Source organism: Burkholderia sp. BCC1999 (assembly GCF_905339975.1).
Classification (GTDB): domain Bacteria; phylum Pseudomonadota; class Gammaproteobacteria; order Burkholderiales; family Burkholderiaceae; genus Burkholderia.
The window spans coordinates 284,270-304,591 of record NZ_CAJPHP010000004.1 but is presented as its reverse complement, the minus strand read 5'-3'; the positions used below and the strand labels follow the sequence as shown (position 1 = coordinate 304,591).

Annotated in this window: 16 protein-coding genes; 10 read left to right on the top strand and 6 right to left on the bottom strand. The window is 68.4% G+C overall.

Annotation, left to right across the window (positions count from 1 at the left end):
* Window positions 1-3: 3 nt before the first annotated feature.
* On the bottom strand, window positions 4-1,218 hold the full coding sequence (purT, locus tag U5809_RS07880; protein ID WP_176050428.1) for a formate-dependent phosphoribosylglycinamide formyltransferase: 1,215 nt from the start codon (window positions 1,216-1,218) through the stop codon (window positions 4-6).
* A gap of 213 nt (window positions 1,219-1,431) precedes the next feature.
* Between purT and U5809_RS07875 the strand changes: the two genes are divergently transcribed.
* A complete protein-coding gene (locus U5809_RS07875) occupies window positions 1,432-1,977 on the top strand; it encodes an META domain-containing protein (RefSeq protein ID WP_176050429.1) in 546 nt (181 codons plus the stop codon).
* A gap of 177 nt (window positions 1,978-2,154) precedes the next feature.
* Window positions 2,155-6,594, top strand: coding sequence for an FtsK/SpoIIIE family DNA translocase (locus U5809_RS07870; protein ID WP_322086082.1), 4,440 nt, complete (start codon window positions 2,155-2,157; stop codon window positions 6,592-6,594).
* Between the two features lie 112 nt (window positions 6,595-6,706).
* Here U5809_RS07870 and U5809_RS07865 read toward each other — a convergent pair whose 3' ends face one another.
* Complete coding sequence (locus U5809_RS07865; RefSeq protein ID WP_322086081.1) at window positions 6,707-7,951, bottom strand: lactonase family protein; 1,245 nt, start codon at window positions 7,949-7,951, stop codon at window positions 6,707-6,709.
* Window positions 7,952-8,116: 165 nt separating this feature from the next.
* Here U5809_RS07865 and U5809_RS07860 point away from each other — a divergent pair, with 165 nt between their 5' ends.
* Together U5809_RS07860 and U5809_RS07855 are read left to right on the top strand one after the other, a co-directional pair.
* A complete protein-coding gene (locus U5809_RS07860; RefSeq protein ID WP_322086080.1) occupies window positions 8,117-9,946 on the top strand; it encodes a glycoside hydrolase family 15 protein in 1,830 nt (609 codons plus the stop codon).
* A 223-nt stretch (window positions 9,947-10,169) separates the two neighbouring features.
* Window positions 10,170-11,648 carry a polyhydroxyalkanoate depolymerase gene (locus U5809_RS07855; protein ID WP_322086079.1) on the top strand — a complete coding sequence of 493 codons (1,479 nt, stop codon included), beginning with the start codon at window positions 10,170-10,172 and terminating at the stop codon, window positions 11,646-11,648.
* A gap of 73 nt (window positions 11,649-11,721) precedes the next feature.
* Here the strand turns inward: U5809_RS07855 and U5809_RS07850 are convergent, their stop codons facing one another.
* Entirely contained in the window at window positions 11,722-12,354 is a 633-nt protein-coding gene (locus tag U5809_RS07850) for a TetR family transcriptional regulator (protein ID WP_047898676.1), read from the bottom strand.
* A gap of 156 nt (window positions 12,355-12,510) precedes the next feature.
* On the opposite strand from U5809_RS07850, the gene rsxB reads away from it, so the two are divergent.
* Together rsxB and nth are read left to right on the top strand one after the other, a co-directional pair.
* Complete coding sequence (gene rsxB, locus U5809_RS07845; RefSeq protein ID WP_322086078.1) at window positions 12,511-13,518, top strand: electron transport complex subunit RsxB; 1,008 nt, start codon at window positions 12,511-12,513, stop codon at window positions 13,516-13,518.
* Complete coding sequence (gene nth / locus U5809_RS07840) at window positions 13,515-14,159, top strand: endonuclease III (RefSeq protein ID WP_042976184.1); 645 nt, start codon at window positions 13,515-13,517, stop codon at window positions 14,157-14,159. Before rsxB ends, nth begins: the two co-directional genes overlap by 4 nt.
* 103 nt (window positions 14,160-14,262) lie before the next feature.
* Here the strand turns inward: nth and U5809_RS07835 are convergent, their stop codons facing one another.
* Window positions 14,263-15,192, bottom strand: a complete 930-nt coding sequence (locus U5809_RS07835; RefSeq protein ID WP_322086077.1) for a DMT family transporter — start codon at window positions 15,190-15,192, stop codon at window positions 14,263-14,265.
* A 191-nt stretch (window positions 15,193-15,383) separates the two neighbouring features.
* On the opposite strand from U5809_RS07835, the gene U5809_RS07830 reads away from it, so the two are divergent.
* Window positions 15,384-15,851, top strand: coding sequence for a DUF1841 family protein (locus U5809_RS07830; protein WP_415877932.1), 468 nt, complete (start codon window positions 15,384-15,386; stop codon window positions 15,849-15,851).
* A gap of 108 nt (window positions 15,852-15,959) precedes the next feature.
* Here U5809_RS07830 and U5809_RS07825 read toward each other — a convergent pair whose 3' ends face one another.
* Both U5809_RS07825 and U5809_RS07820 read right to left on the bottom strand, forming a co-directional pair.
* On the bottom strand, window positions 15,960-16,319 hold the full coding sequence (locus U5809_RS07825; RefSeq protein WP_176050436.1) for a c-type cytochrome: 360 nt from the start codon (window positions 16,317-16,319) through the stop codon (window positions 15,960-15,962).
* A 39-nt stretch (window positions 16,320-16,358) separates the two neighbouring features.
* Window positions 16,359-16,718: a c-type cytochrome gene (locus tag U5809_RS07820; protein ID WP_174379984.1), complete on the bottom strand. Its 360-nt coding sequence runs from the start codon at window positions 16,716-16,718 to the stop codon at window positions 16,359-16,361.
* A gap of 245 nt (window positions 16,719-16,963) precedes the next feature.
* On the opposite strand from U5809_RS07820, the gene U5809_RS07815 reads away from it, so the two are divergent.
* From U5809_RS07815 to U5809_RS07805, 3 genes are read left to right on the top strand one after another with little or no spacing between them, the layout of a single operon-like run.
* The gene (locus U5809_RS07815) at window positions 16,964-17,806 is read left to right on the top strand and encodes an AAA family ATPase (RefSeq protein ID WP_176050437.1); all 843 of its coding nucleotides are present in this window, start codon (window positions 16,964-16,966) and stop codon (window positions 17,804-17,806) included.
* A 27-nt stretch (window positions 17,807-17,833) separates the two neighbouring features.
* Window positions 17,834-19,009 (top strand): vWA domain-containing protein, encoded by a 1,176-nt coding sequence (locus tag U5809_RS07810; RefSeq protein ID WP_059233533.1) that lies wholly within the window; start codon window positions 17,834-17,836, stop codon window positions 19,007-19,009.
* Between the two features lie 56 nt (window positions 19,010-19,065).
* Entirely contained in the window at window positions 19,066-20,277 is a 1,212-nt protein-coding gene (locus U5809_RS07805) for a benzoate/H(+) symporter BenE family transporter (RefSeq protein ID WP_322086076.1), read from the top strand.
* Window positions 20,278-20,322 lie beyond the last annotated feature (45 nt).

Below are 20,322 nucleotides of genomic sequence, written 5' to 3'. Positions count from 1 at the left end.
CCGTCAGCGGGCCGACACGGGCCGGACGGCCGCGGCGGCGCGCTTCGCGCGTTCACGGGCTTCGTCGACGGTCGCGCCGGTCGCCAGCGCGACGCCCATGCGCCGCTTCGCAAAACTTTCCGGCTTGCCGAACAGGCGCAGGTCGGCGCCCGGCACGGCAAGCGCGTCGCGCACGCCTTCGAATGCGATCCCGCGCTCGTCGAGCCCACCGTAGATCACGGCCGACGCGGCCGGCGTCCCGAGCGCCGGATCGACCGGCAGCCCGAGAATCGCGCGCGCGTGCAGCTCGAACTCCGACTGGCGCTGCGACGCGAGCGTGACGAGGCCCGTATCGTGCGGCCGCGGGCTCACTTCCGAGAACCACACGTCGTCGCCGCGCACGAACAGCTCGACGCCGAACAGCCCGCGCCCGCCGAGCGCCTCGGTCACCTTGTGCGCGATCTCGCGCGACTTCTCGAGCGCCGCGGCGCTCATCGGCTGCGGCTGCCACGATTCGACGTAGTCGCCCGCGACCTGCACATGGCCGACCGGCTCGCAGAAGTAGGTGCGCGTGGCGAGCGTCGCCGGATCGATCGCGCGCACGGTCAGCTGCGTGATCTCGTAGTCGAAATCGATGAAGCCCTCGACGATCACGCGGCCGTGGTTCACGCGTCCGCCCGCCATCGCGTAGTCCCACGCGGCCTTCACGTCGGCGTCGGTCTTCACGACCGACTGTCCCTTGCCCGACGACGACATCACCGGTTTCACGACGCACGGCATGCCGATCTTCGCGACCGCCGCGCTGAAAGCCTCGAACGAATCCGCGAACGCATACGGCGACGTCGGCAGGCCGAGCTCCTCGGCCGCGAGCCGGCGGATGCCTTCGCGGTTCATCGTGAGCTGGGTCGCACGCGCGGTCGGGATCACCTCGGCAAGACCGGCCGCCTCGATCGCCGCGAGCGCGTCGGTGGCGATCGCCTCGATCTCCGGCACGATCAGGTGCGGACGCTCGGCCTCGACGATCGCGCGCAGCGCGGCGGCATCCGTCATGTCGATCACGTGCGCGCGATGCGCGACCTGATGGCCCGGCGCGTCCGGATAGCGGTCGACCGCGATGACTTCGACACCGAGACGCTGCAACGCGATGATGACTTCCTTGCCGAGCTCGCCGGCGCCGAGCAGCATGACGCGCGTGGCCGAGGGTGAGAGCGGCGTACCGAGCCGCTGACCGATCTGCATGTGATTTCCCGCTTCAGGTGGAGGACGAAAACGGCTCCGATGTTAACACGCGCGATGACGCCGGTTTTGGGCGTTTCGACGCGCCGGTGCCCGACCGCGCACGGTGGGTAGGCGGGCTGCGAACGTTTTCATGCGCGAAGTGTCGGCTCGCCTGCCGCGGGGCGGGTGCGTTACTCTTACGCCTTGATCAGAATCCGATGAGGAACGAGGCTCATGTCCCACCTGTCCGCCGCCGCACGCGCACGCACCGGCCTGCTTCGCCCGTTGCGCGCGCCGCTCTGCGCGTTGACGCTTGCCACGCTTCTCGCCGCCTGTGCGATGCCGACCCATCCCGATTCCGCCGCCGCCGCACCCGACCCGTACAACCCGGCCGCCGTCCAGTTGCTCGACGACACGAGCTGGGAACTCACCAGCTGGACGAATGCCGACGGCACGCAGCGCGCGATCCCGCACGGCGACAACGGCGAGCCGATCAAGCTCGCGCTGTCGACCGAATCGGGCATCCGGCGCGCCAGCGGGTTCTCGGGCTGCAATCGCTACATGGGCACCTACGCCATCAAGAACGGCCTGCTGAGCTTCGGGCCGCTTGCCGGCACGCGGATGGCCTGCCCGAATTCGCTCGGCGGCCAGCTCGAGCACGCGTACCTCGACGCGCTCGCGCACGTCGACAAGACCGGCGTGCAGATGCGCGAGCCGCAGCAATTGCAGATCGTGACCAACGCCGGCGCAACGCTCACCTTCACGCACCGGAGCCCCTGATGCATCACGCACGCGAAGGCCGGCCGACCGCCTTCGCGCCGCGTGTCGCGCGCGTGTGCCGAACGCACATGCCGCACGGCGTGAAACGAATTCACGCCGCTCGAGAATCTTGTTCGCCGGCCGGTTAAACTCGGCGGGTCGCGCCTCGCGCGCCCCTCCCCACTCCTGTTTCAAAGCATGCACACGGTTGTCTTCGGCTGGTTCGGCATCTCCGCCGTCTGGTTCCTCCTTCTCTTCTGGCGTCTCGTGCAGGCGATGCTGCCCGGCGGCGGCGGGCTCGCCGGCCGCGGCTCGATCCGCCTGTGGCTCGGCTTCGCCGCGGTATTCGTCGCAAGCTGCACGCTGACGAGCCCGCTGTCGGGCCCCGACACGAACGCGCTCGGCCATGCGTTCTCGGCGGGCTTCGCGCACGTACTCGGTCCGATCGGCACGCCGGTCGCGATGGTCGTCCTGTTCTTCGCCGGGTTGCCCTGGCTGACCGGCATCGGCTGGCGGCAGTTCGCCGCGTGGGTCGACACGTCGTTCGGCGTCAAGCTGTCGCGCGACGGCGGCGACGACGACGCGCGCGGAATCGCCGACCTGCCGCGCAGCGCGCTGCATCGTGACGACGACATCGTGCAGCCGACCACCGCGCATACCGTCAACTCGATGGCGCCACGCCAGAACGGCCGGTATTCGCGTCCGACGCTGTGGAAACCCGACCCGCAGGCGCGGCCGAAGCCGCGCAGCAAGACGCCGCCGCGGCCGCATACGGAACCCGTCGCGCCGTCGGGCTGGCTGAAGCCGACCGCGCCGCAGCGCACGCCGGTGGCGCCCTCCGCGCCGATCCCGACCAGCGCGATGCCGCCACCCACGACCGGCAGCACCGCGAGCCTCGCGCGCGCGGCGGCAAACTCGCAAATGCCGCGCCCCGATCCGGCCCCGCTTCCTGTCGGCTTCGAACCCGTCCGGCCGCGGCCGACTGCCGCGCGTCCGGCCACCGCTGCACTGAAGCAGACGCCGCCGCGTGCCACGGTCACGCCGCGCCCGGCCGGCGCGCAGCCGCAGCGCCCGCCAGTACGCCCGGTCACGGCAACGACCGCCGCCGGCGTGTCGCCGGACGCGGCACGACGCCGTCCGGCGCCGCCAACGCCGGCGCGTGCGCCGCTCTATGCGTGGACGGAAAAGCCCGCCACGCCGATCACGCCGGCGCCGAGCGTTCACGACACGCTGCGTTCGATCGAGGCCAGCACCGCCCAATGGGCAACGCTGGGTGGTGCGGAGTCGGCCGATGCAACGCAGGCAATGACGGCTGCCGCAGCCGCAGCCGTGGCCGGGATGGCCGCGACGGCAGGCAGCGTCGCCGCGCCGGCAGCCGCGGCCGTGTCGAACGCGTTCGTCTCCACGGCTCACGGCATCGCAGCCCACGACGCCGGTGTTCCTGTCGAACACGTTGCCGCGCCCGCATTCGACGACAGCGCGCCGATCGTGCTGGATGCGTTCATGCCGGCTGAGCCCGGCCTCCACGCGACAGTTGCCGACTGGGCCGCCCCGGCGTTCGACAACGCGGCACCGCACGCACTGTCGAATGCCGGCACCGGCATCGACGGCGCCGCGTTTTCGCATCAAGCCGACGACGATATCCGCCACGTCGGCGATGCGCCCGCCGCATCCGCACACGGGATCACGCCCGCGCCGTCGTTCGGCGCCCCCGTCGATCTCGCGCCGTGGGAAGACCTTGGCAGCCCGTCGGTTTCCGCGTTCGACGTATCCGCCGGAAACCCGATCGTGGAATCGCCGGCAGACGCAACGGTATCGGAGCCGGCCCACGCCACCTTCGCGCAACAGGCCGGCGAAGCAGCGGTCGACGAGGCTCCCGCACGCCATCCGGCAGCGTTCGTCGATTCCGGCGCACCGGCAATCGATCGCCCTGCATCGGCCTACCTGCCACAGGGTGTCGATGGCGCGCACGCCGACGTAAAACCTGCCGGTGGCATCGCTCCGTTCGCTGCCCTCCCCTCTTCGTCGATCGCCGGAACATCGGCGCACGCCGTTTTCGAGGCAAAGCCGGTTGCGGCGACGTCGGCACTGCCCGCATCGAGCCCCGCGCCGGAGGCCGCCAAGCCGGCCGCGGCGGAGCGTTGGGCACCGCTGTCGGACATCGCTGAACGCAGCACGCCCGTCACGCATTGGACTCCGGCGGCGCAACCTGCAACGACACCGGTGGCCGCTTCTGCGGAATTGCCGAAATCGCCGGAGATTCAACCGTTTGCCGCAGCGCCGGCGGCTTCGGCCGCTGCTGTGTCGCCGGTCGTCGGCACGGCCCTCGGGGCGACTGCACAGGCACCTGCTTTCGCTTCGAGTGTTGCGCCCGTCACCGCCGCAACGTCACCGGCCGGCGTGACCGGCACGGTATCGGCCTCGCCGTCGCAACCGGCCGCATCGACATCGACAGTTGCATCCGTCGCACCGGCAGCGCCGATCGGCGTCACGGGCATGACTGACGGTTCGCTCGCCCACGCGGCGACGCCTGAGACAACCGCGGCACCCGCCGCGATACCGCCGACGACCAGCGCGTCGGCATTGACCACGCAAGCGCCCGCAGCACCGGCATTCGTGAATTTCACGTCCGCCCCGCTCGCGACGCAACCTTCCGCGCCGGCACCGACGCACCAGGCCAACACGGCAACTTCGTCGACCAGCGCGGCATTCGGCGCAATCGCACCGCAGCCAGTAACCAACCCGCCCGTGCCGCCCGCCGCTTCCGCTGCGATCGGATCGTTGGCATCCTTCGGCGCAACGACCGCGACGCAGGCTCCGTCGATCGTTTCCACGCCGGCCGCAGAAACCATCACGACGTTCACGACACCGCCCGCCCCTGCCGCATCGTCGGCAAGCTGGTCCATGTCGAGCGACGTGCCCGCGGCGCCGGCTACGGCCTCGACCACCACGGCACCGCAGCCGGCCGCCACCGTCCCTGGCACGATCCTGTCGATGCCGGCGGCGTTCGTTACGCCGCCGACGCCCCCGGCAGCCCCGCTGCCCGGCGCAACCGCCGCCGTGACGGCCGAACCGGCCGCAGCCGACACCGTGGCCCCCGACACGCCGGTGCGCCAGCCGCGCCCGAACGCGTTCGAATTCCACGCGCCCGCGTCGTTCAGCGTCGAACTGCCGACGCTCGACCTGCTCGAGCCCGCGTCCGGCGACGTCGAAACCATCACCGAGGAACACCTCGCGCAGACGGCCCAGGTGATCGAGCAGCGCCTGCAGGAATTCAAGGTGCCGGTCACGGTCGTCGGCGCATCGGCCGGCCCCGTGATCACGCGCTTCGAGATCGAGCCCGCGCTCGGCGTGCGCGGCAGCCAGATCGTCGGGCTGATGAAGGACCTGTCGCGCGGCCTCGGCCTCACGTCGGTCCGCGTCGTCGAGACGATTCCCGGCAAGACCTGCATGGGCCTCGAATTGCCGAACGCGAAGCGCCAGATGATCCGCCTGTCGGAAATCCTCGCGTCACGCGAGTACGAGCATTCGCAATCGCAACTGACCATCGCGATGGGCAAGGACATCACGGGCCACCCGATCGTCACCGATCTCGCGAAGGCGCCGCACATGCTCGTCGCCGGCACGACGGGCTCGGGCAAGTCGGTCGCGATCAACGCAATGATCCTGTCGCTGCTGTACAAGGCGACGCCGGAAGACGTGCGGCTCATCATGATCGACCCGAAGATGCTGGAGCTGTCGGTCTACGAAGGCATCCCGCACCTGCTCGCGCCGGTCGTCACCGACATGAAGCTCGCGGCGAACGCGCTGAACTGGTGCGTCGGCGAAATGGAGAAGCGCTACCGGCTGATGTCGGCCGTCGGCGTGCGCAACCTTGCGGGCTTCAACCAGAAGATCCGCGACGCGGAAGCGAAGGAAAAGAAGATCGGCAACCCGTTCTCGCTGACGCCCGAGGATCCCGAGCCGCTGTCGAAGCTGCCGCTGATCGTCGTCGTGATCGACGAGCTGGCCGACCTGATGATGGTCGCCGGCAAGAAGATCGAAGAACTGATCGCGCGCCTCGCGCAGAAGGCGCGCGCGGCCGGCATCCACCTGATCCTCGCGACGCAGCGTCCGTCCGTCGACGTGATCACGGGCCTGATCAAGGCGAACATCCCGACGCGTGCCGCGTTCCAGGTGTCGTCGAAGATCGACTCGCGCACGATCCTCGACCAGATGGGCGCCGAGTCGCTGCTCGGGATGGGCGACATGCTGTTCCTGCCGCCGGGCACCGGTTATCCGCAGCGCGTGCACGGCGCGTTTGTCGCCGACGAGGAAGTGCACCGGATCGTCGAGTACCTGAAGCAGTTCGGCGAGCCGCAGTACGAGGAAGGCATCCTCGACGGCCCGGCCGCCGACGGCGCGACGCAGGACCTGTTCGGCGAAGCGCCGGACGCGGAAGCCGATCCGCTGTACGACGAAGCCGTCGCGTTCGTCGTGCGCACGCGGCGCGCGTCGATCTCGTCGGTGCAGCGGCAACTGCGCATCGGCTACAACCGCGCGGCACGCCTCGTCGAGCAGATGGAAGCAGCCGGGCTCGTGTCGGCGATGGGCATCAACGGCAGCCGCGAGGTGCTCGTGCCGGCCGCGGCCGACTGAACGCGGTGGCCGGACGGCCGCCGTCGATCGATACGGGCGCGCCGGGAAACCGGCCGCCCCGAAAAAAAGGGCGCTGCATCGGCAGCGCCCTTTTCATTTACGGCTGGCGCATTTACTGCACCGGCACCAGCTTGAAATCGACCGGCTTGCCGACCGCGACCTTCTGCGGATTCGCGCCGAGCTGCCCCGTTTCGACATCGCGGCTGAACACGTAGAACGCGTCGCTGTCCTGGTTGCCGACGATCAACCACTTGCCGGTCGGATCGATCAGGAACTCGCGCGGCGTCTTGCCGAGGCTCGACTGGCGGCCGACCTGCTTCAGCCGGCCGTCGGCCTTGTTGACCGCGTAGATCACGAGATCGTTCGCGTCGCCGCGGTTGCTCACGTACAGGAAGCGGCCGTCCGGCGACAGGTGGATCGCGCCGCCGCCGACCTTGCCCTTGAAGCCCGACGCCGTCATCGACACCGTCTCGACCGGCGTCAGCTTGCCGTCGTGATAGCCGAACACCTCGACCGACGCGTTGAGCTCGCTCGTCACGTACGCGAACCGGCCGTCGGCGCTAAACACCATGTGGCGCGGGCCCGAGCCGGCCTTCACCGGCGTGTAGCGGGTGTCGGTCGGGCTGATCAGCCCGCGGCTGCCGTCCACCGTGTAGCGGTAGCCGTAGATCTTGTCCGCGCCGAGATCCTGCACGAACAGGTAGCGGCCGTCCGGCGAAAACACCGTCGAGTGCACGTGCGCGCCGTCCTGGCGGCCCTTCACGGGCCCCGTGCCTTCGTGGTGCACGGTCAGCACGGACTGGCCGACCGCACCGTCGTCGCGCAGCGGAAACACCGCGAAGCTGCCGCCCGGATCCTTCGCAACCGAGTAATTGGCCGTCACGAGGTACTTGCCGTCCGGCGACAGCGCGAGATAGCAAGGATCGTTCCCTTCCGACGACACGCGGTCGATGAAGCTCAGCGCGCCCGTCTTCGCGTCGAAGCGGAACGCGCTGACGCCGCCGCGCTGCGACGCGGGCCCGTCGTCGCCGGGCAGTTCGTTGACCGCGTAGACGGTGCGACCGTCGCGGCTCGGCAACAGGTACGACGGGTTCACGGTCTTTGCCGACGATACGGGTGCGACGCTGCCATTTTTAGTATCGAAGCGGTAAACATAAATGCCGTCGCTGCCGCCGCCCGTGTAGGTGCCGACCAGCAGGTTGTAGACGCCGTCGGCCGGTGCGGGCGATTGTTGCGCAAATGCGTGGGTCGCGGACAAGGAGAGCACGATTGCGAAACCTTTCATCCAGTGAGCGAGCCTAAGCGGGAACCCTCGTGTCGAAGCGCGTGCGTCACGCTCGCGTAAACGGTTGGGCATTGAATCCTCCTTGCATCGAGTCGCTTCAAGTGTTGAGATAGGACGAAACGCCGGCCGTTCATGCGCTCCGCCGCCCGGCCGAGTATACGGGGCGCGACGCCCGGGCGTGAAGCCCGGCTGCCGCCGTCCGCATTGTGAACTCGAATACCCAAGGACCGCCTGCCCATGCCCGCCCTGATCGAAGACTACGCCCTCGTCGGCGACGGCCACACGGCCGCGCTGATCTCGAAAGACGGCTCCGTCGACTGGCTGTGCTGGCCCCGCTTCGATTCGGGCGCCTGCTTCGCGGCGCTTCTCGGCACGCCCGAGCACGGCCGCTGGCTGCTTGCTCCTGCCGACGACGCCGCGATCACGCACACCACACGCCGCTATCGCGGCGACACCCTCATCCTCGAAACCGATTACGAAAGCGCCGACGGCGCCGTCACCGTGATCGACTTCATGCCGCCCGGCAACGGCTGGTCCGAACTGGTGCGGATCGTCGTCGGCCGCCACGGCACGATGAAGATGCGCATGGAGCTCGTGTTGCGCTTCGACTACGGTTTCTCGATCCCGTGGGTCACGCAACTGACCCGCGAGGACGGCATGAAGGCGATTGCGGGCCCCGACACCGTCGTGCTGCGCACGCCGGTGCCGCTCACCGGCAAGAATCTCCATACGCTCGCGGAATTCACGGTCGGCGCCGACGAGCGCGTGCCGTTCTCGCTCAGCTATGCGGCGTCGCACATGCGGCTGCCGCCCGCGCGCGATCCGCTGTCGATGCTCGCACGCACCGAGAACTACTGGCTCGAATGGTCGGGCCGCTGCCAGGTGCAAGGCCGCTATGCGGCGGCCGTGCGCCGCTCGCTGATCACGCTGAAGGCGCTCGCGTACGAGCCGACCGGCGGCATCGTCGCGGCGCCGACCACGTCGCTGCCCGAGAAGATCGGCGGCAATCGCAACTGGGACTACCGCTACTGCTGGCTGCGCGACGCGACGATCACGCTGCTCGCGCTGATGCGCGGCGGCTACTACGACGAGGCGCGCGCGTGGCGTACGTGGCTCGGCCGCGTGATGGCCGGTTCGCCCGAGCAGATCCAGATCATGTACGGGATCGCCGGCGAGCGCCGCCTGCCGGAAATGGAGCTCGACTGGCTGCCCGGCTATCAGGATTCGAAGCCGGTGCGCGTCGGCAACGGCGCCGCGAACCAGCTCCAGCTCGACGTGTTCGGCGAGGTGATGGCCGCGCTGCACCTCGCGCGCGTGGGTGGCCTGCAGGCCGACGACACGGTCTGGTCCGTGCAGTGCGCGCTGCTCGACCATCTCGAGAAGATCTGGCAGGAACCCGACGAAGGGATCTGGGAAACGCGCGGCGGCCGCCTCCATTTCACGTTCTCGAAGGTGATGGCGTGGGTCGCGTTCGACCGCGCGATCAAGTCGGCGGAAATGTTCCGGCTGCCCGGCTCGCTCGACCGCTGGCGCGCGCTGCGCGAGCAGATCCATGCGGATGTCTGCGCCAACGCGTGGCACGAAGGCAAGCAGGCGTTCGCGCAAAGCTACGGCAGCGACGAACTCGACGCGAGCGTGCTGCTGATGCCGCTGCTCGGCTTCCTGCCGCCGGAAGACCCGCGTATCGTCGGCACGGTCGAGGCGATCGAGCGCGAATTGCTGCACGACGGGCTCGTGATGCGCTACCGCACGACCGATTACGACGACGGCCTGCCGCCTGGCGAAGGCACGTTTCTCGCGTGCAGCTTCTGGCTGGTCGACAACTACGCGCTGCTCGGCCGGATCGACGACGCGCACCGGCTGTTCAGCCGGCTGCTCGCGCTGTCGAACGACCTCGGGCTGCTCGCGGAGGAATACGATCCGGTCGCCGGGCGGCTCGTCGGGAATTTCCCGCAGGCGTTCTCCCACGTGGCGCTCGTGCATACCGCGATGAACCTGATGCACCACGAGGAGGCGATGGCGCGGGCAGCCGGCCAGCCCGCGCCGGCCGTGGCGACGGGGCGTTGACGGGAGGCCGGACGGGCGCGCGGGCGGCTTGGTCAGAGATCGTCAAATCGCAAAAGTTTGATGAAAAATCGGGGAAATGTTGCATTGCACCACCCATCGTTGTCCGATATGATCGACGCGATTGTCCGGCCGCAGTGCAACATGGCCGGCCGCTGACCCCCACGGCACGCCGCGACGCCCCACGCCGCCCTTGCGCACCGTCCCCCACGCGGGAGTAGTCTGCATGCTTTACCAACTGCATGAATTCCAGCGCGCCATGCTGAGCCCGCTGACGGCCTGGGCCCAGGCCGCGTCCAAATCGTTCGCCAACCCGTCCAGCCCGTTCTCGCTGATGCCCGGCGCAACGCGGATGGCCGCCGCGTACGAACTGATGTACCGGCTCGGCAAGGATTACGAGAAGCCCGAATTCAACATTCATCAGATCGTCAAGGACGGCCACAACATCCCGATCGTCGAGCAGACGATCATCGAGAAGCCGTTCTGCCGGCTGCTGCGCTTCAAGCGCTATTCGGACGATGCCGATGCCGTCACGCAACTGAAGGACGAGCCGGTCGTGCTGGTCTGCGCGCCGCTGTCGGGCCACCACTCGACGCTGCTGCGCGACACGGTGCGCACGCTGCTGCAGGATCACAAGGTCTACATCACCGACTGGATCGACGCGCGGATGGTGCCGATCGAGACGGGCCCGTTCCACCTGCACGACTACATCGCGTACATCCAGGAATTCATCCGTCACATCGGCGCGCGCAACCTGCACGTGATTTCGGTGTGCCAGCCGACGGTGCCGGTACTGGCGGCGATCTCGCTGATGGCGAGCCGCGGCGAGGATACGCCGCTCACGATGACGATGATGGGCGGCCCGATCGACGCCCGCCGCAGTCCGACGTCGGTGAACTCGCTCGCCACGCAGCACTCGACCGCGTGGTTCGAGAACAACGTGATCCACACGGTGCCCGCGAACTATCCGGGCGAAGGCCGCCAGGTGTATCCGGGCTTCCTGCAGCATACGGGCTTCGTCGCGATGAACCCGGAACGGCACGCGCAATCGCACTGGGATTTCTACCAGAGCCTGCTGCGCGGTGACGAGGAAGACGCCGAAGCGCACCGCCGCTTCTATGACGAGTACAACGCAGTGCTCGACATGGCCGCCGAGTACTACCTCGAGACGATCCGCGTCGTGTTCCAGGAATTCCGGCTCGCGGAAGGCACGTGGGATGTCGAAGGCGAGCGCGTGCGGCCGCAGGACATCAAGCACACCGCGCTGATGACGATCGAAGGCGAACTCGACGACATCTCGGGCAGCGGCCAGACGCACGTCGCGCACGAGCTGTGCACGGGCATCCCGCAAGACGATCGCCGCAGCCTGACCGCCGAGAAGTGCGGCCACTACGGGATCTTCTCGGGCCGCCGCTGGCGCACGATCATCTACCCGCAGCTGCGCGACTTCATCCGCGAGCATGCCCCCGAGCCGAAGCACGGCGCGACGAAGGATCATCCGGATACGCCGGTCGCCACGACGCTCGCGGCCGTGCCGGCCGCCAACGCTCCGACCGAAGCGACGCGCGCCACGGCAGCGAAGCGCACGCGTGCGAAAGCGCCGGCCAAGGCCGCAGCAGCAGCCCCCGCAAAGGCCGCTCCGGCCGCGAAGCGCGCCGCCAGCACCCCGCGCGCAAAACCCGTTCGCACGCGCAAGGCCGCCTGACGCTCGTCGTTCCGACGAAAAAACGCCGCCGTTGCCTGCGCACGGCGGCGTTTCTACATCCGGCGGCCACGCGTCAACGCCGCAGCAGATACGCGAGCAGCACCTCGGTGTTCATCCGGACCATCTCCGCGCGCTCGTCGGTGTCGGTGAAGTCGCGGCCGAGCGTCGCGGCGAGCGTGAAGCGGTTCGACACGATGTAGTAGCCGAGCCCCGACAGCGTCACGTAGAAGCGCAGCGGATCGACGTCGCTGCGGAACAGCCCGGCCTTCTGGCCGCGCATCAGCACGTTGCCGAGCTTCGCGACGATCGGCGACATCATCTCGCGGATCCGCGTCGACTTGTGCAGGTAGCGCGCTTCGTGCAGGTTCTCGTTGTTGATGAGCCTGAGCAGTTCCGGATGGTCGCGGTAGTAGTCCCAAACGAAATGCGCGAGCCGTGTGACGGCTTCGACCGGCGCGACGCCGTCGAGATCGAGCACACGCTCGGCCTCGGTCAGCGCGGAGAACGCGTGTTCGAGCACGGCCGTGAACAACTGCTCCTTGCTGCCGAAGTAGTAGTAGAGCATGCGCTCGTTGGTTTCGGCCCGGCGCGCAATCTGGTCGACGCGTGCGCCGAACAGCCCTCCACTCGCGAACTCTTCGGCTGCCGCCATCAGGATGCGGCGGCGCGTACCTTCAGGATCTCTTTTGATTTTTGGCTGATTCATGGTGGCGTTTTGCTATGTGAGCCGCTTGATCCGGACCGGCACCCCCACCGCCTTGGCGCCGGCCGCCCTGGAACGGGCGCGCCGCGTGCGGCCGCCCTCCTGCTGAGCCCCTGCAAAAAAGCGGTTCGATTATGCGCACAGACGGCGTCCAGCGCAATGCGGGAAATCGGCGATAATCGAGCTTTGGCAAACCTTTCCGGCTGCGTTCGACGCGGCCGAGAGCCATTCGGCGCCGCTGCGCCCGCTGTCACCGTGACCGACTCCAAAACACTCGCGGATCGCATCGAAGATCTGCTTCCCCAGACGCAATGCACGAAGTGCGGCTATAACGGCTGCCGTCCGTACGCCGAGGCGATTGCCGCCGGCGACGCGAACTACAACCAGTGCCCGCCCGGCGGCGCCGAAGGCATCGCGCGTCTCGCGGGCCTGCTCGGCAAGCCGGTGATTCCGCTGAATCCCGTCAATGGCAGCGAGCATCCGCGCGCGGTCGCCTTCATCGACGAAAGCCTGTGCATCGGCTGCACGCTGTGCATGCAGGCGTGCCCGGTCGACGCGATCGTCGGCGCGCCGAAGCAGATGCACACGATCATCGAAGCACAATGCACCGGCTGCGATCTGTGCGTGCCGCCCTGCCCGGTCGACTGCATCGCGATGCTGCCGGTGACCGGCGATCGTACGGGCTGGGATGCGTGGTCGCAGGAGCAGGCCGACGCCGCGCGCGAACGCCACGACCTCCGGCTCGCGCGCCAGCGTCGCGAACGCGAAGCCGCCGAAGCACGCGCCGCCGCCCGCCGCGCGGCCAGTGCCGCGAAACCGGCCGCGGGACAGCAACCTGCGGCACAGCCGGACGCCCCCGCTGCCGCACCGGTCGCTGACGACGCCGAAGCGAAGAAACGCGCGATCATTGCCGCCGCGCTCGAACGCGCGCGCAAGAAGAAGGAAGAACAGTCCGGGGAAGGCGCCGGGCCGAAGAACACAGAAGGCGTGAGCGCGGCCGTCCAGGCGCAGATCGACGCGGCCGAGGCGCGCCGCAAACGGCTCGCCGAGCAGCAGGCACAACGCGACGCCGACGCCGCGGCCGCGGGCGGCAACGATCAAGAGCACGACACAGGCAACGACGACCCAGGCAGCCCATCCGCGCCGCCCGACCAGAACGCTCCATGAACGCCAGCAAACGACGCGCGATCTACGAAACGCTGCAGAGCCTCAATCCGCATCCGACCACCGAGCTCGAATACTCGACGCCGTTCGAGTTGCTGATCGCCGTGATGTTGTCCGCGCAGGCGACAGACGTGTCGGTCAACAAGGCGATGCGGAAGATGTTCCCGGTCGCGAACACCCCGCGACAAATCGTCGCGCTTGGCGAGGAAGGCGTCACCGAGTACATCAAGACGATCGGTCTGTACCGCACCAAGGCCAAGAACGTGGTCGCGACGTGCCGGATCCTGCTCGACCGCTACGACGGCGAAGTGCCGGCCGATCGTGAAGCGCTCGAAGGCTTGCCGGGCGTCGGCCGCAAGACCGCGAACGTCGTGCTGAACACTGCGTTCGGCCAGCCGACGATCGCGGTCGACACGCATATCTTCCGCGTCGCGAACCGCACGGGGCTCGCGCCGGGCAAGGACGTGCGGGCCGTCGAGGCCGCACTCGAGAAATTCACGCCGAAGGAATTCCTGCAGGACGCGCATCACTGGCTGATCCTGCACGGGCGCTACGTGTGCAAGGCGCGCAAGCCCGAATGCTGGCACTGCGCGATCGAGCCGCTGTGCGAATTCCGGCCGAAGACGCCGCCGCCCAACGAGTAAGCGTCAGGCGCGGGGACACGCGCGGCGCCGGCCGATCGAAGCGCGTCGGCACGGCCCGGAACCGTAGGCGCCGTCGCGGCGCGCGCGGCTCGCCCGCTTCCGGCTACGCATTGGACGTCGCCGTCGCATCGTCGGCCGCGGCGCCACCCGCCCGCACGAGCGCCAGCACCGCAGCCAGAATCGCGACACCGCCCGCCCACTGCAGCGGCGACAACGCTTCCCCGAACAGCAACGCCGCGAGCGCAACCGTCACGACCGGTTCGAGCGTCGACAGCATCGACGTCCGCGCGGCCCCGAGCCGCTCCAGCCCGGCGAAAAACGCGAGCATGGCCGCAACCGTCGACACGAGCGCGATCGCGAGCATCGACGCCCAGCCGCCGCCCGTCGCGGGCCAGCGCGGCGGCGCGCCGAACGCGGCCGTCCGCACGACGGCGATCGCCACGAGCGTGGCGGTCGCCGACAGGCAGATGATCGCCGTCGTCGCGAGCGGATCGACGCCACGCGTCGCCTTCGTGCCGCCGACGATGTACAGCGAATAGATCACCGCGGCCGCCAGGGCGAGCGCGATCCCGAGCGGCTCGCCATGCCCGCCGCCGACCATGAGTGCGGAACCCGCGACGCACAGCACGAGCGCGACGGCTTTCGCGCGCGTCAGGCGCTCGCCGAGCCACCACGCGGCCAGCAGCGTGACGAACGCCGGATACAGGTACAGCAGCAGCGCGACGAGGCTCGCCTGCGCGTGCTGCAGCGCGCTGAAATAGCAGAACGACTGACCGACGTAGCCGACCGCGCCCATTGCCACGAGCGGCGCGAGCGCGCGTCCGCGCGGCCACGCGACGCGACGGTGCCGCGCGATCGCGGCGAGCACCGCGCCGCCGATCGCGAAGCGCACGATCAGCAGCCCGAGCACGTCGACGCCGGCCGCGTACGCGTAGCGGCCGAAGATCGCCATCGCGCCGAACGCGGCGGCAGACAGCGCGACGTAGAGCGTGCCCTGCAGGGCGGCGGACGATGGGCGGGCGGTGGCGGTCATGATGAAACGGGCGAGCGAGGCGCCGGAGCGGGAATCGTCGGAGTGTAGCGGCGCGACGGCCGCCGGCCTAGCCCGCGCTTACCCGTTGCGCCGCCCTGCGCGGGGCAGTCGCGACCGGCCTGCGCGGCGCCGCCCGCCCCGACCCGCCGCCAGCGCCGTCCGCCGACCCGGCGTACAATGCCCGACGCGGCATGAGGCCGCCCGAATCACGACGCTTCCCCACCATGTTCAATCCAAGCCGCGACGAAGTGCGTCGCTTTTTCACCGAGACCTGGCGCAAGCAGCGCGCAGGCGAGATCCTGACGCCGCTGGAGGCGATGGCAGCCGACTGGATCGTCGAGCATCCCGAATACCACGACGAACTCGCCGATGCGGATGGCGCGGCCGCGCGCGACTACACGCCCGAGGAAGGCCGCACGAACCCGTTCCTGCACCTGTCGATGCACCTCGCGATCAGCGAGCAGCTGTCGATCGACCAGCCGCCCGGCATCCGCGCCGCGCACGACAAGCTGGCCGCAAAGCTCGATTCGACCCACGACGCGCAGCACGCGATCATGGAATGCCTCGGCGAGACGATCTGGGAAGCGCAGCGCACGAACACGCCGCCCGATACCGACGCGTACCTGCAGCGCATCCTGCGCCGCGCGTCGCGCGACTGAGCGCGCGGGCCCGGCACACCGGCGCCCGGGCAGGCCCGATCGCGGACAAAAAAATACCCCGCCGAGGCGGGGTATTTTTGCTGCACGGGCCCGAGAGGCCCGGCACGCTTACTTCTTGAACACGAGATCGGTTTCCTTCAGCGACTCGATGTAGGACGCGATGTCCTTCATGTCGCTGACCGACAGGCTCTGCACCTGTGCCTGCATGATCGCGTTGTTGCGACCGAGCAGCGGGTTCGTCAGGCCCATCTGGTACTGGCGCATCGCCCACACGAGGTAGTCGGCATGCTGGCCGGCGAGGCGCGGATATTCGGCGTTGATCGGCTTGTTCATCTGCGCGCCGTGGCAGGCGGCACAGTTGTGCGACTCGACCAGTTCCTTGCCCTTCGTGATGTCCGCTGCGTGCGCGGTACCGATCGCGAGGCCGGCCACCAGTGCCACCGCCGCCGTCTTGAATGCGTTGTTCATGAATGCTCCTGTCCCGCCGGAGAGACCGGCGGCGCGCGCTTACTTGTAGGGATTGTCCTTCGAGTCGGCCTTCTGGACGGCATAGTAGGCCGCCAGATCCGCGATGTCCTGGTCCGTCAGCGAACCGGCGATCGCATTCATCGACGGGAAGTGACGATCCTTCTTGCGGTAGGCCTTCAGCGCGTTCTCGAGGTATTGCTGGTTCTGGCCGCCGAGGACAGGCACCCGGTAGACCTCCGGATACGCCGCGCGGTAGTCCTGGATGCCGTGGCAACCGATGCACATGGCGGCCTTGCTCGCCCCGTCCTTCGGGTTGCCGACCACACCGGCCGCCTGCGCGCTGCCCGCGAGCGCCACGAGCGCTGCGACAACGACGTGTTTGCCGACGAATTTGTTCATAGCTCTTGTAACCTAGCTTGAGGGGAAACTGGCGCCAAAGCGGCAACGGCCCGCGCCGTTTTGCTTGTTGGATCGCCACGCAGGCCAAAAAAAACGGCCAGATTGTACCGCGTCGGCAGGGAACGCGTCCATACGGCGCCCCCGTTCGCCCCGCCACAGCCCCGCAACGATACGCGGGCGCGGCCCAACCGGCCAGCCCTTCTGACTTATACTGGGTTTTTTTCCCGATGAAGAAGAGCGCCGCCATGCGTTTCGAAGGGTCCTCACAGTACGTCGCCACCGACGATCTGAAGCTCGCGGTCAACGCCGCACTGACGCTGCAACGCCCGCTGCTGATCAAGGGCGAACCCGGCACCGGCAAGACCATGCTCGCCGAGGAAGTGGCCGCCGCGCTCGACATGCCGCTGCTGCAGTGGCACATCAAGTCGACCACCAAGGCGCAGCAGGGCCTGTACGAATACGACGCGGTATCGCGGCTGCGCGACTCCCAGCTCGGCGACGAGCGCGTGAAGGACATCTCGAACTACATCGTCAAGGGCGTGCTGTGGCAGGCGTTCGACGCCGAGCACCCGAGCGTGCTGCTGATCGACGAGATCGACAAGGCCGACATCGAATTCCCGAACGACCTGCTGCGCGAGCTCGACCGGATGGAGTTCCACGTGTACGAGACACGCGAAACGGTGCGTGCGAAGCACCGCCCGCTCGTGATCATCACGTCGAACAACGAGAAGGAGCTGCCCGACGCGTTCCTGCGCCGCTGCTTCTTCCACTACATCCAGTTTCCCGACCCGTCGACGATGCAGAAGATCGTCGCGGTGCACTTCCCCGACATCCGCGAGGAGCTGCTGCGCGCGGCGCTCGAGAGTTTCTTCGAATTGCGCGGCGTGTCGGGTCTGAAGAAGAAGCCGTCGACGTCCGAGCTGCTCGACTGGCTGAAGCTGCTGCTCGCCGAGAACATCCCGGCCGACGCGCTGCGCAGCGCGGACGCGAAGCAGATCGTGCCGCCGCTCGCGGGCGCGCTGCTGAAGAACGAGCAGGACCTGAGCCTGCTCGAACGGCTCGTCTACATGAACCGGCACAACCGGTAATCCTCCCTCACCCGCGAAGGCCCGGCCATGCTGCTCAATTTCTTCTACGCGCTGCGCGCAGCCAAGCTGCCCGTCTCGGTGAAGGAATACCTGACGCTGCTCGAATCGCTGAAGGCCGGGCTGATCTCGCCGTCGATCGACGCGTTCTACTTCCTCGCGCGGATGACGCTCGTCAAGGACGAGCAGTACTTCGACAAGTTCGACCAGGCGTTCGGCGCGTATTTCCACGGCGTGTCCACGTTGCCGTCCGAAGCGTTCGACATTCCGCTCGACTGGCTCGAGAAGCGTCTCGAGCGCGAACTGTCGCCGGAGGAAAAGGCGCAGATCGAGGCGATGGGCGGGCTCGACAAGCTGATGGAGCGCCTGAAGGCGCTGCTCGACGAGCAGAAGGAACGCCACGAAGGCGGCAACAAGTGGATCGGCACGGGCGGCACGTCGCCGTTCGGGCACGGCGGCTACAACCCCGAAGGCGTACGCATCGGCGGCCCGTCGAACGGCAACCGCACCGCGGTGAAGGTGTGGGAAGCACGCGCCTATCGCGACTACGACGATTCGGTCGAGATCGGCACGCGCAACATCAAGGTCGCGCTGCGGCGGCTGCGCCGTTTCGCGCGCGAAGGCGCGGCGGAAGAGCTCGACCTGCCCGGCACGATCCGCAGCACGGCCGCGAACGCAGGCTGGCTCGACCTGCGGATGGTGCCCGAGCGCCACAACAACGTGAAAGTGCTGATGCTGCTCGACGTCGGCGGCTCGATGGACGACCACATCAAGCGCACCGAAGAGCTGTTCTCGGCCGCGAAAGCCGAATTCAAGCATCTCGAATTCTTCTACTTCCACAATTGCGTGTACGACCACCTGTGGAAGAACAATCGCCGCCGCCACTCGGAGCGCACCGCGACGTGGGACGTGCTGCACAAGTTCACGCCCGACTACAAGCTGATCTTCGTCGGTGACGCGACGATGAGCCCGTACGAAGTGCTGCAGCCCGGCGGCTCGGTCGAATACAACAACCCGGAAGCCGGCGCCGTGTGGCTGCGCCGTCTCGCCGACCAGTTCCCCCATCATGCATGGCTGAACCCCGAGCCCGAGCGGCTATGGGAGTACCGGCAGTCGGTCGCGGTGATCCGCGACCTGCTCGGCCATCGCATGTATCCGCTCACGCTGGCGGGCCTCGAAACCGCGATGCGCGCACTCAGCAAGTAACGCAACCCACTCGCAGATACAAAGGCCGCGTCAGAGCGGCCTCCCCCGGAGATAGCATGAACCCCTCGCCCACCGCGAGCGCCAGCCGCGCCGGCGGCCGCCGCTTTTTCGCCGATACGTCCGTGTCGGCGCTCGTCGCCGGTTTCGTCGCGATGATGACCGGCTACACGAGTTCGCTCGTGCTGATGTTCCAGGCCGGCCGCGCCGCCCACCTCACCGATGCGCAGATCTCGTCGTGGATCTGGGCGCTGTCGATCGGCATGGCGCTGACGACGATCGGCCTGTCGCTGCGCTTTCGCGCGCCCGTCGTCGTCGCGTGGTCGACACCCGGCGCCGCGCTGCTGATCGCGTCGCTGCCCGGTGTGCCCTACGCCGAGGCGATCGGCGCGTTCGTCGTGTGCGCGCTGCTGCTGACGGCCGTCGGCGTCAGCGGGCTGTTCGACACACTGATGCGCAAGATTCCGGCCGGCATCGCCGCCGCGCTGCTCGCGGGCATCCTGTTCGAGATCGGCATCGAGATCTTCCGCGCCGCGCAGTTCCAGACCGCGCTCGTGCTCGCGATGTTCTTTACCTACCTGATCGTCAAGCGGCTCGCGCCGCGTTATGCGATCGTCACGACGCTGATCGTCGGCACGGCGGTGGCCGGCGGCCTCGGCCTGCTCGACTTCAGCCATTTCCATATCGCGCTCGCGCAGCCCGTGTTCACGATGCCCGCGTTCTCGATCGCGTCGATCGTCAGCATCGGCATTCCGCTGTTCGTCGTCGCGATGGCGTCGCAGAACGTGCCGGGTATCGCGGTGCTGCGTGCGGACGGCTATCAGACGCCGTCGTCGCCGCTGATCGCGACGACCGGCCTCGCGTCGCTGCTGCTCGCGCCGTTCGGCTCGCACGGCGTGAACCTCGCGGCGATCACGGCCGCGATCTGCACGGGCCCCGAAGCGCACGAGGATCACGCGAAGCGCTACACGGCCGCCGTGTGGTGCGGCACGTTCTACCTGGTCGCCGGCATCTTCGGCGCGACGATCGCCGCGCTGTTCGCCGCGCTGCCGAAGGCACTCGTGGTATCGGTCGCCGCGCTCGCGCTGTTCGGCTCGATCATGAGCGGGCTCGCGAACGCGATGCAGGACGTGAAACAGCGCGAAGCCGCGCTCGTCACGTTCATGGTCACCGCGTCGGGCCTCACGCTGCTGTCGATCGGCTCGGCGTTCTGGGGGCTCGTCGCGGGAATCGTCACGCAGGTGATCCTGAACGCGCGACGCCCCGCGTGACGCGGCTCGCCGCCCGCCGCGGCACGCGTCGGGCACGCTAAAACG

Bases quoted from the DNA above. Each gene is read 5' to 3' on its own strand.
- U5809_RS07850 (WP_047898676.1), bottom strand. From the start codon at position 12,354: ATGAATCAGCCAAAAATCAAAAGAGATCCTGAAGGTACGCGCCGCCGC.
- rsxB (WP_322086078.1), top strand. From the start codon at position 12,511: ATGCGGGAAATCGGCGATAATCGAGCTTTGGCAAACCTTTCCGGCTGC.
- U5809_RS07870 (WP_322086082.1), top strand. From the start codon at position 2,155: ATGCACACGGTTGTCTTCGGCTGGTTCGGCATCTCCGCCGTCTGGTTC.
- U5809_RS07810 (WP_059233533.1), top strand. From the start codon at position 17,834: ATGCTGCTCAATTTCTTCTACGCGCTGCGCGCAGCCAAGCTGCCCGTC.
- U5809_RS07825 (WP_176050436.1), bottom strand. From the start codon at position 16,319: ATGAACAACGCATTCAAGACGGCGGCGGTGGCACTGGTGGCCGGCCTC.
- purT (WP_176050428.1), bottom strand. From the start codon at position 1,218: ATGCAGATCGGTCAGCGGCTCGGTACGCCGCTCTCACCCTCGGCCACG.
- U5809_RS07860 (WP_322086080.1), top strand. From the start codon at position 8,117: ATGCCCGCCCTGATCGAAGACTACGCCCTCGTCGGCGACGGCCACACG.
- nth (WP_042976184.1), top strand. From the start codon at position 13,515: ATGAACGCCAGCAAACGACGCGCGATCTACGAAACGCTGCAGAGCCTC.
- U5809_RS07835 (WP_322086077.1), bottom strand. From the start codon at position 15,192: ATGACCGCCACCGCCCGCCCATCGTCCGCCGCCCTGCAGGGCACGCTC.
- U5809_RS07820 (WP_174379984.1), bottom strand. From the start codon at position 16,718: ATGAACAAATTCGTCGGCAAACACGTCGTTGTCGCAGCGCTCGTGGCG.
- U5809_RS07805 (WP_322086076.1), top strand. From the start codon at position 19,066: ATGAACCCCTCGCCCACCGCGAGCGCCAGCCGCGCCGGCGGCCGCCGC.
- U5809_RS07815 (WP_176050437.1), top strand. From the start codon at position 16,964: ATGCGTTTCGAAGGGTCCTCACAGTACGTCGCCACCGACGATCTGAAG.
- U5809_RS07875 (WP_176050429.1), top strand. From the start codon at position 1,432: ATGTCCCACCTGTCCGCCGCCGCACGCGCACGCACCGGCCTGCTTCGC.
- U5809_RS07865 (WP_322086081.1), bottom strand. From the start codon at position 7,951: ATGCCCAACCGTTTACGCGAGCGTGACGCACGCGCTTCGACACGAGGG.
- U5809_RS07830 (WP_415877932.1), top strand. From the start codon at position 15,384: ATGAGGCCGCCCGAATCACGACGCTTCCCCACCATGTTCAATCCAAGC.
- U5809_RS07855 (WP_322086079.1), top strand. From the start codon at position 10,170: ATGCTTTACCAACTGCATGAATTCCAGCGCGCCATGCTGAGCCCGCTG.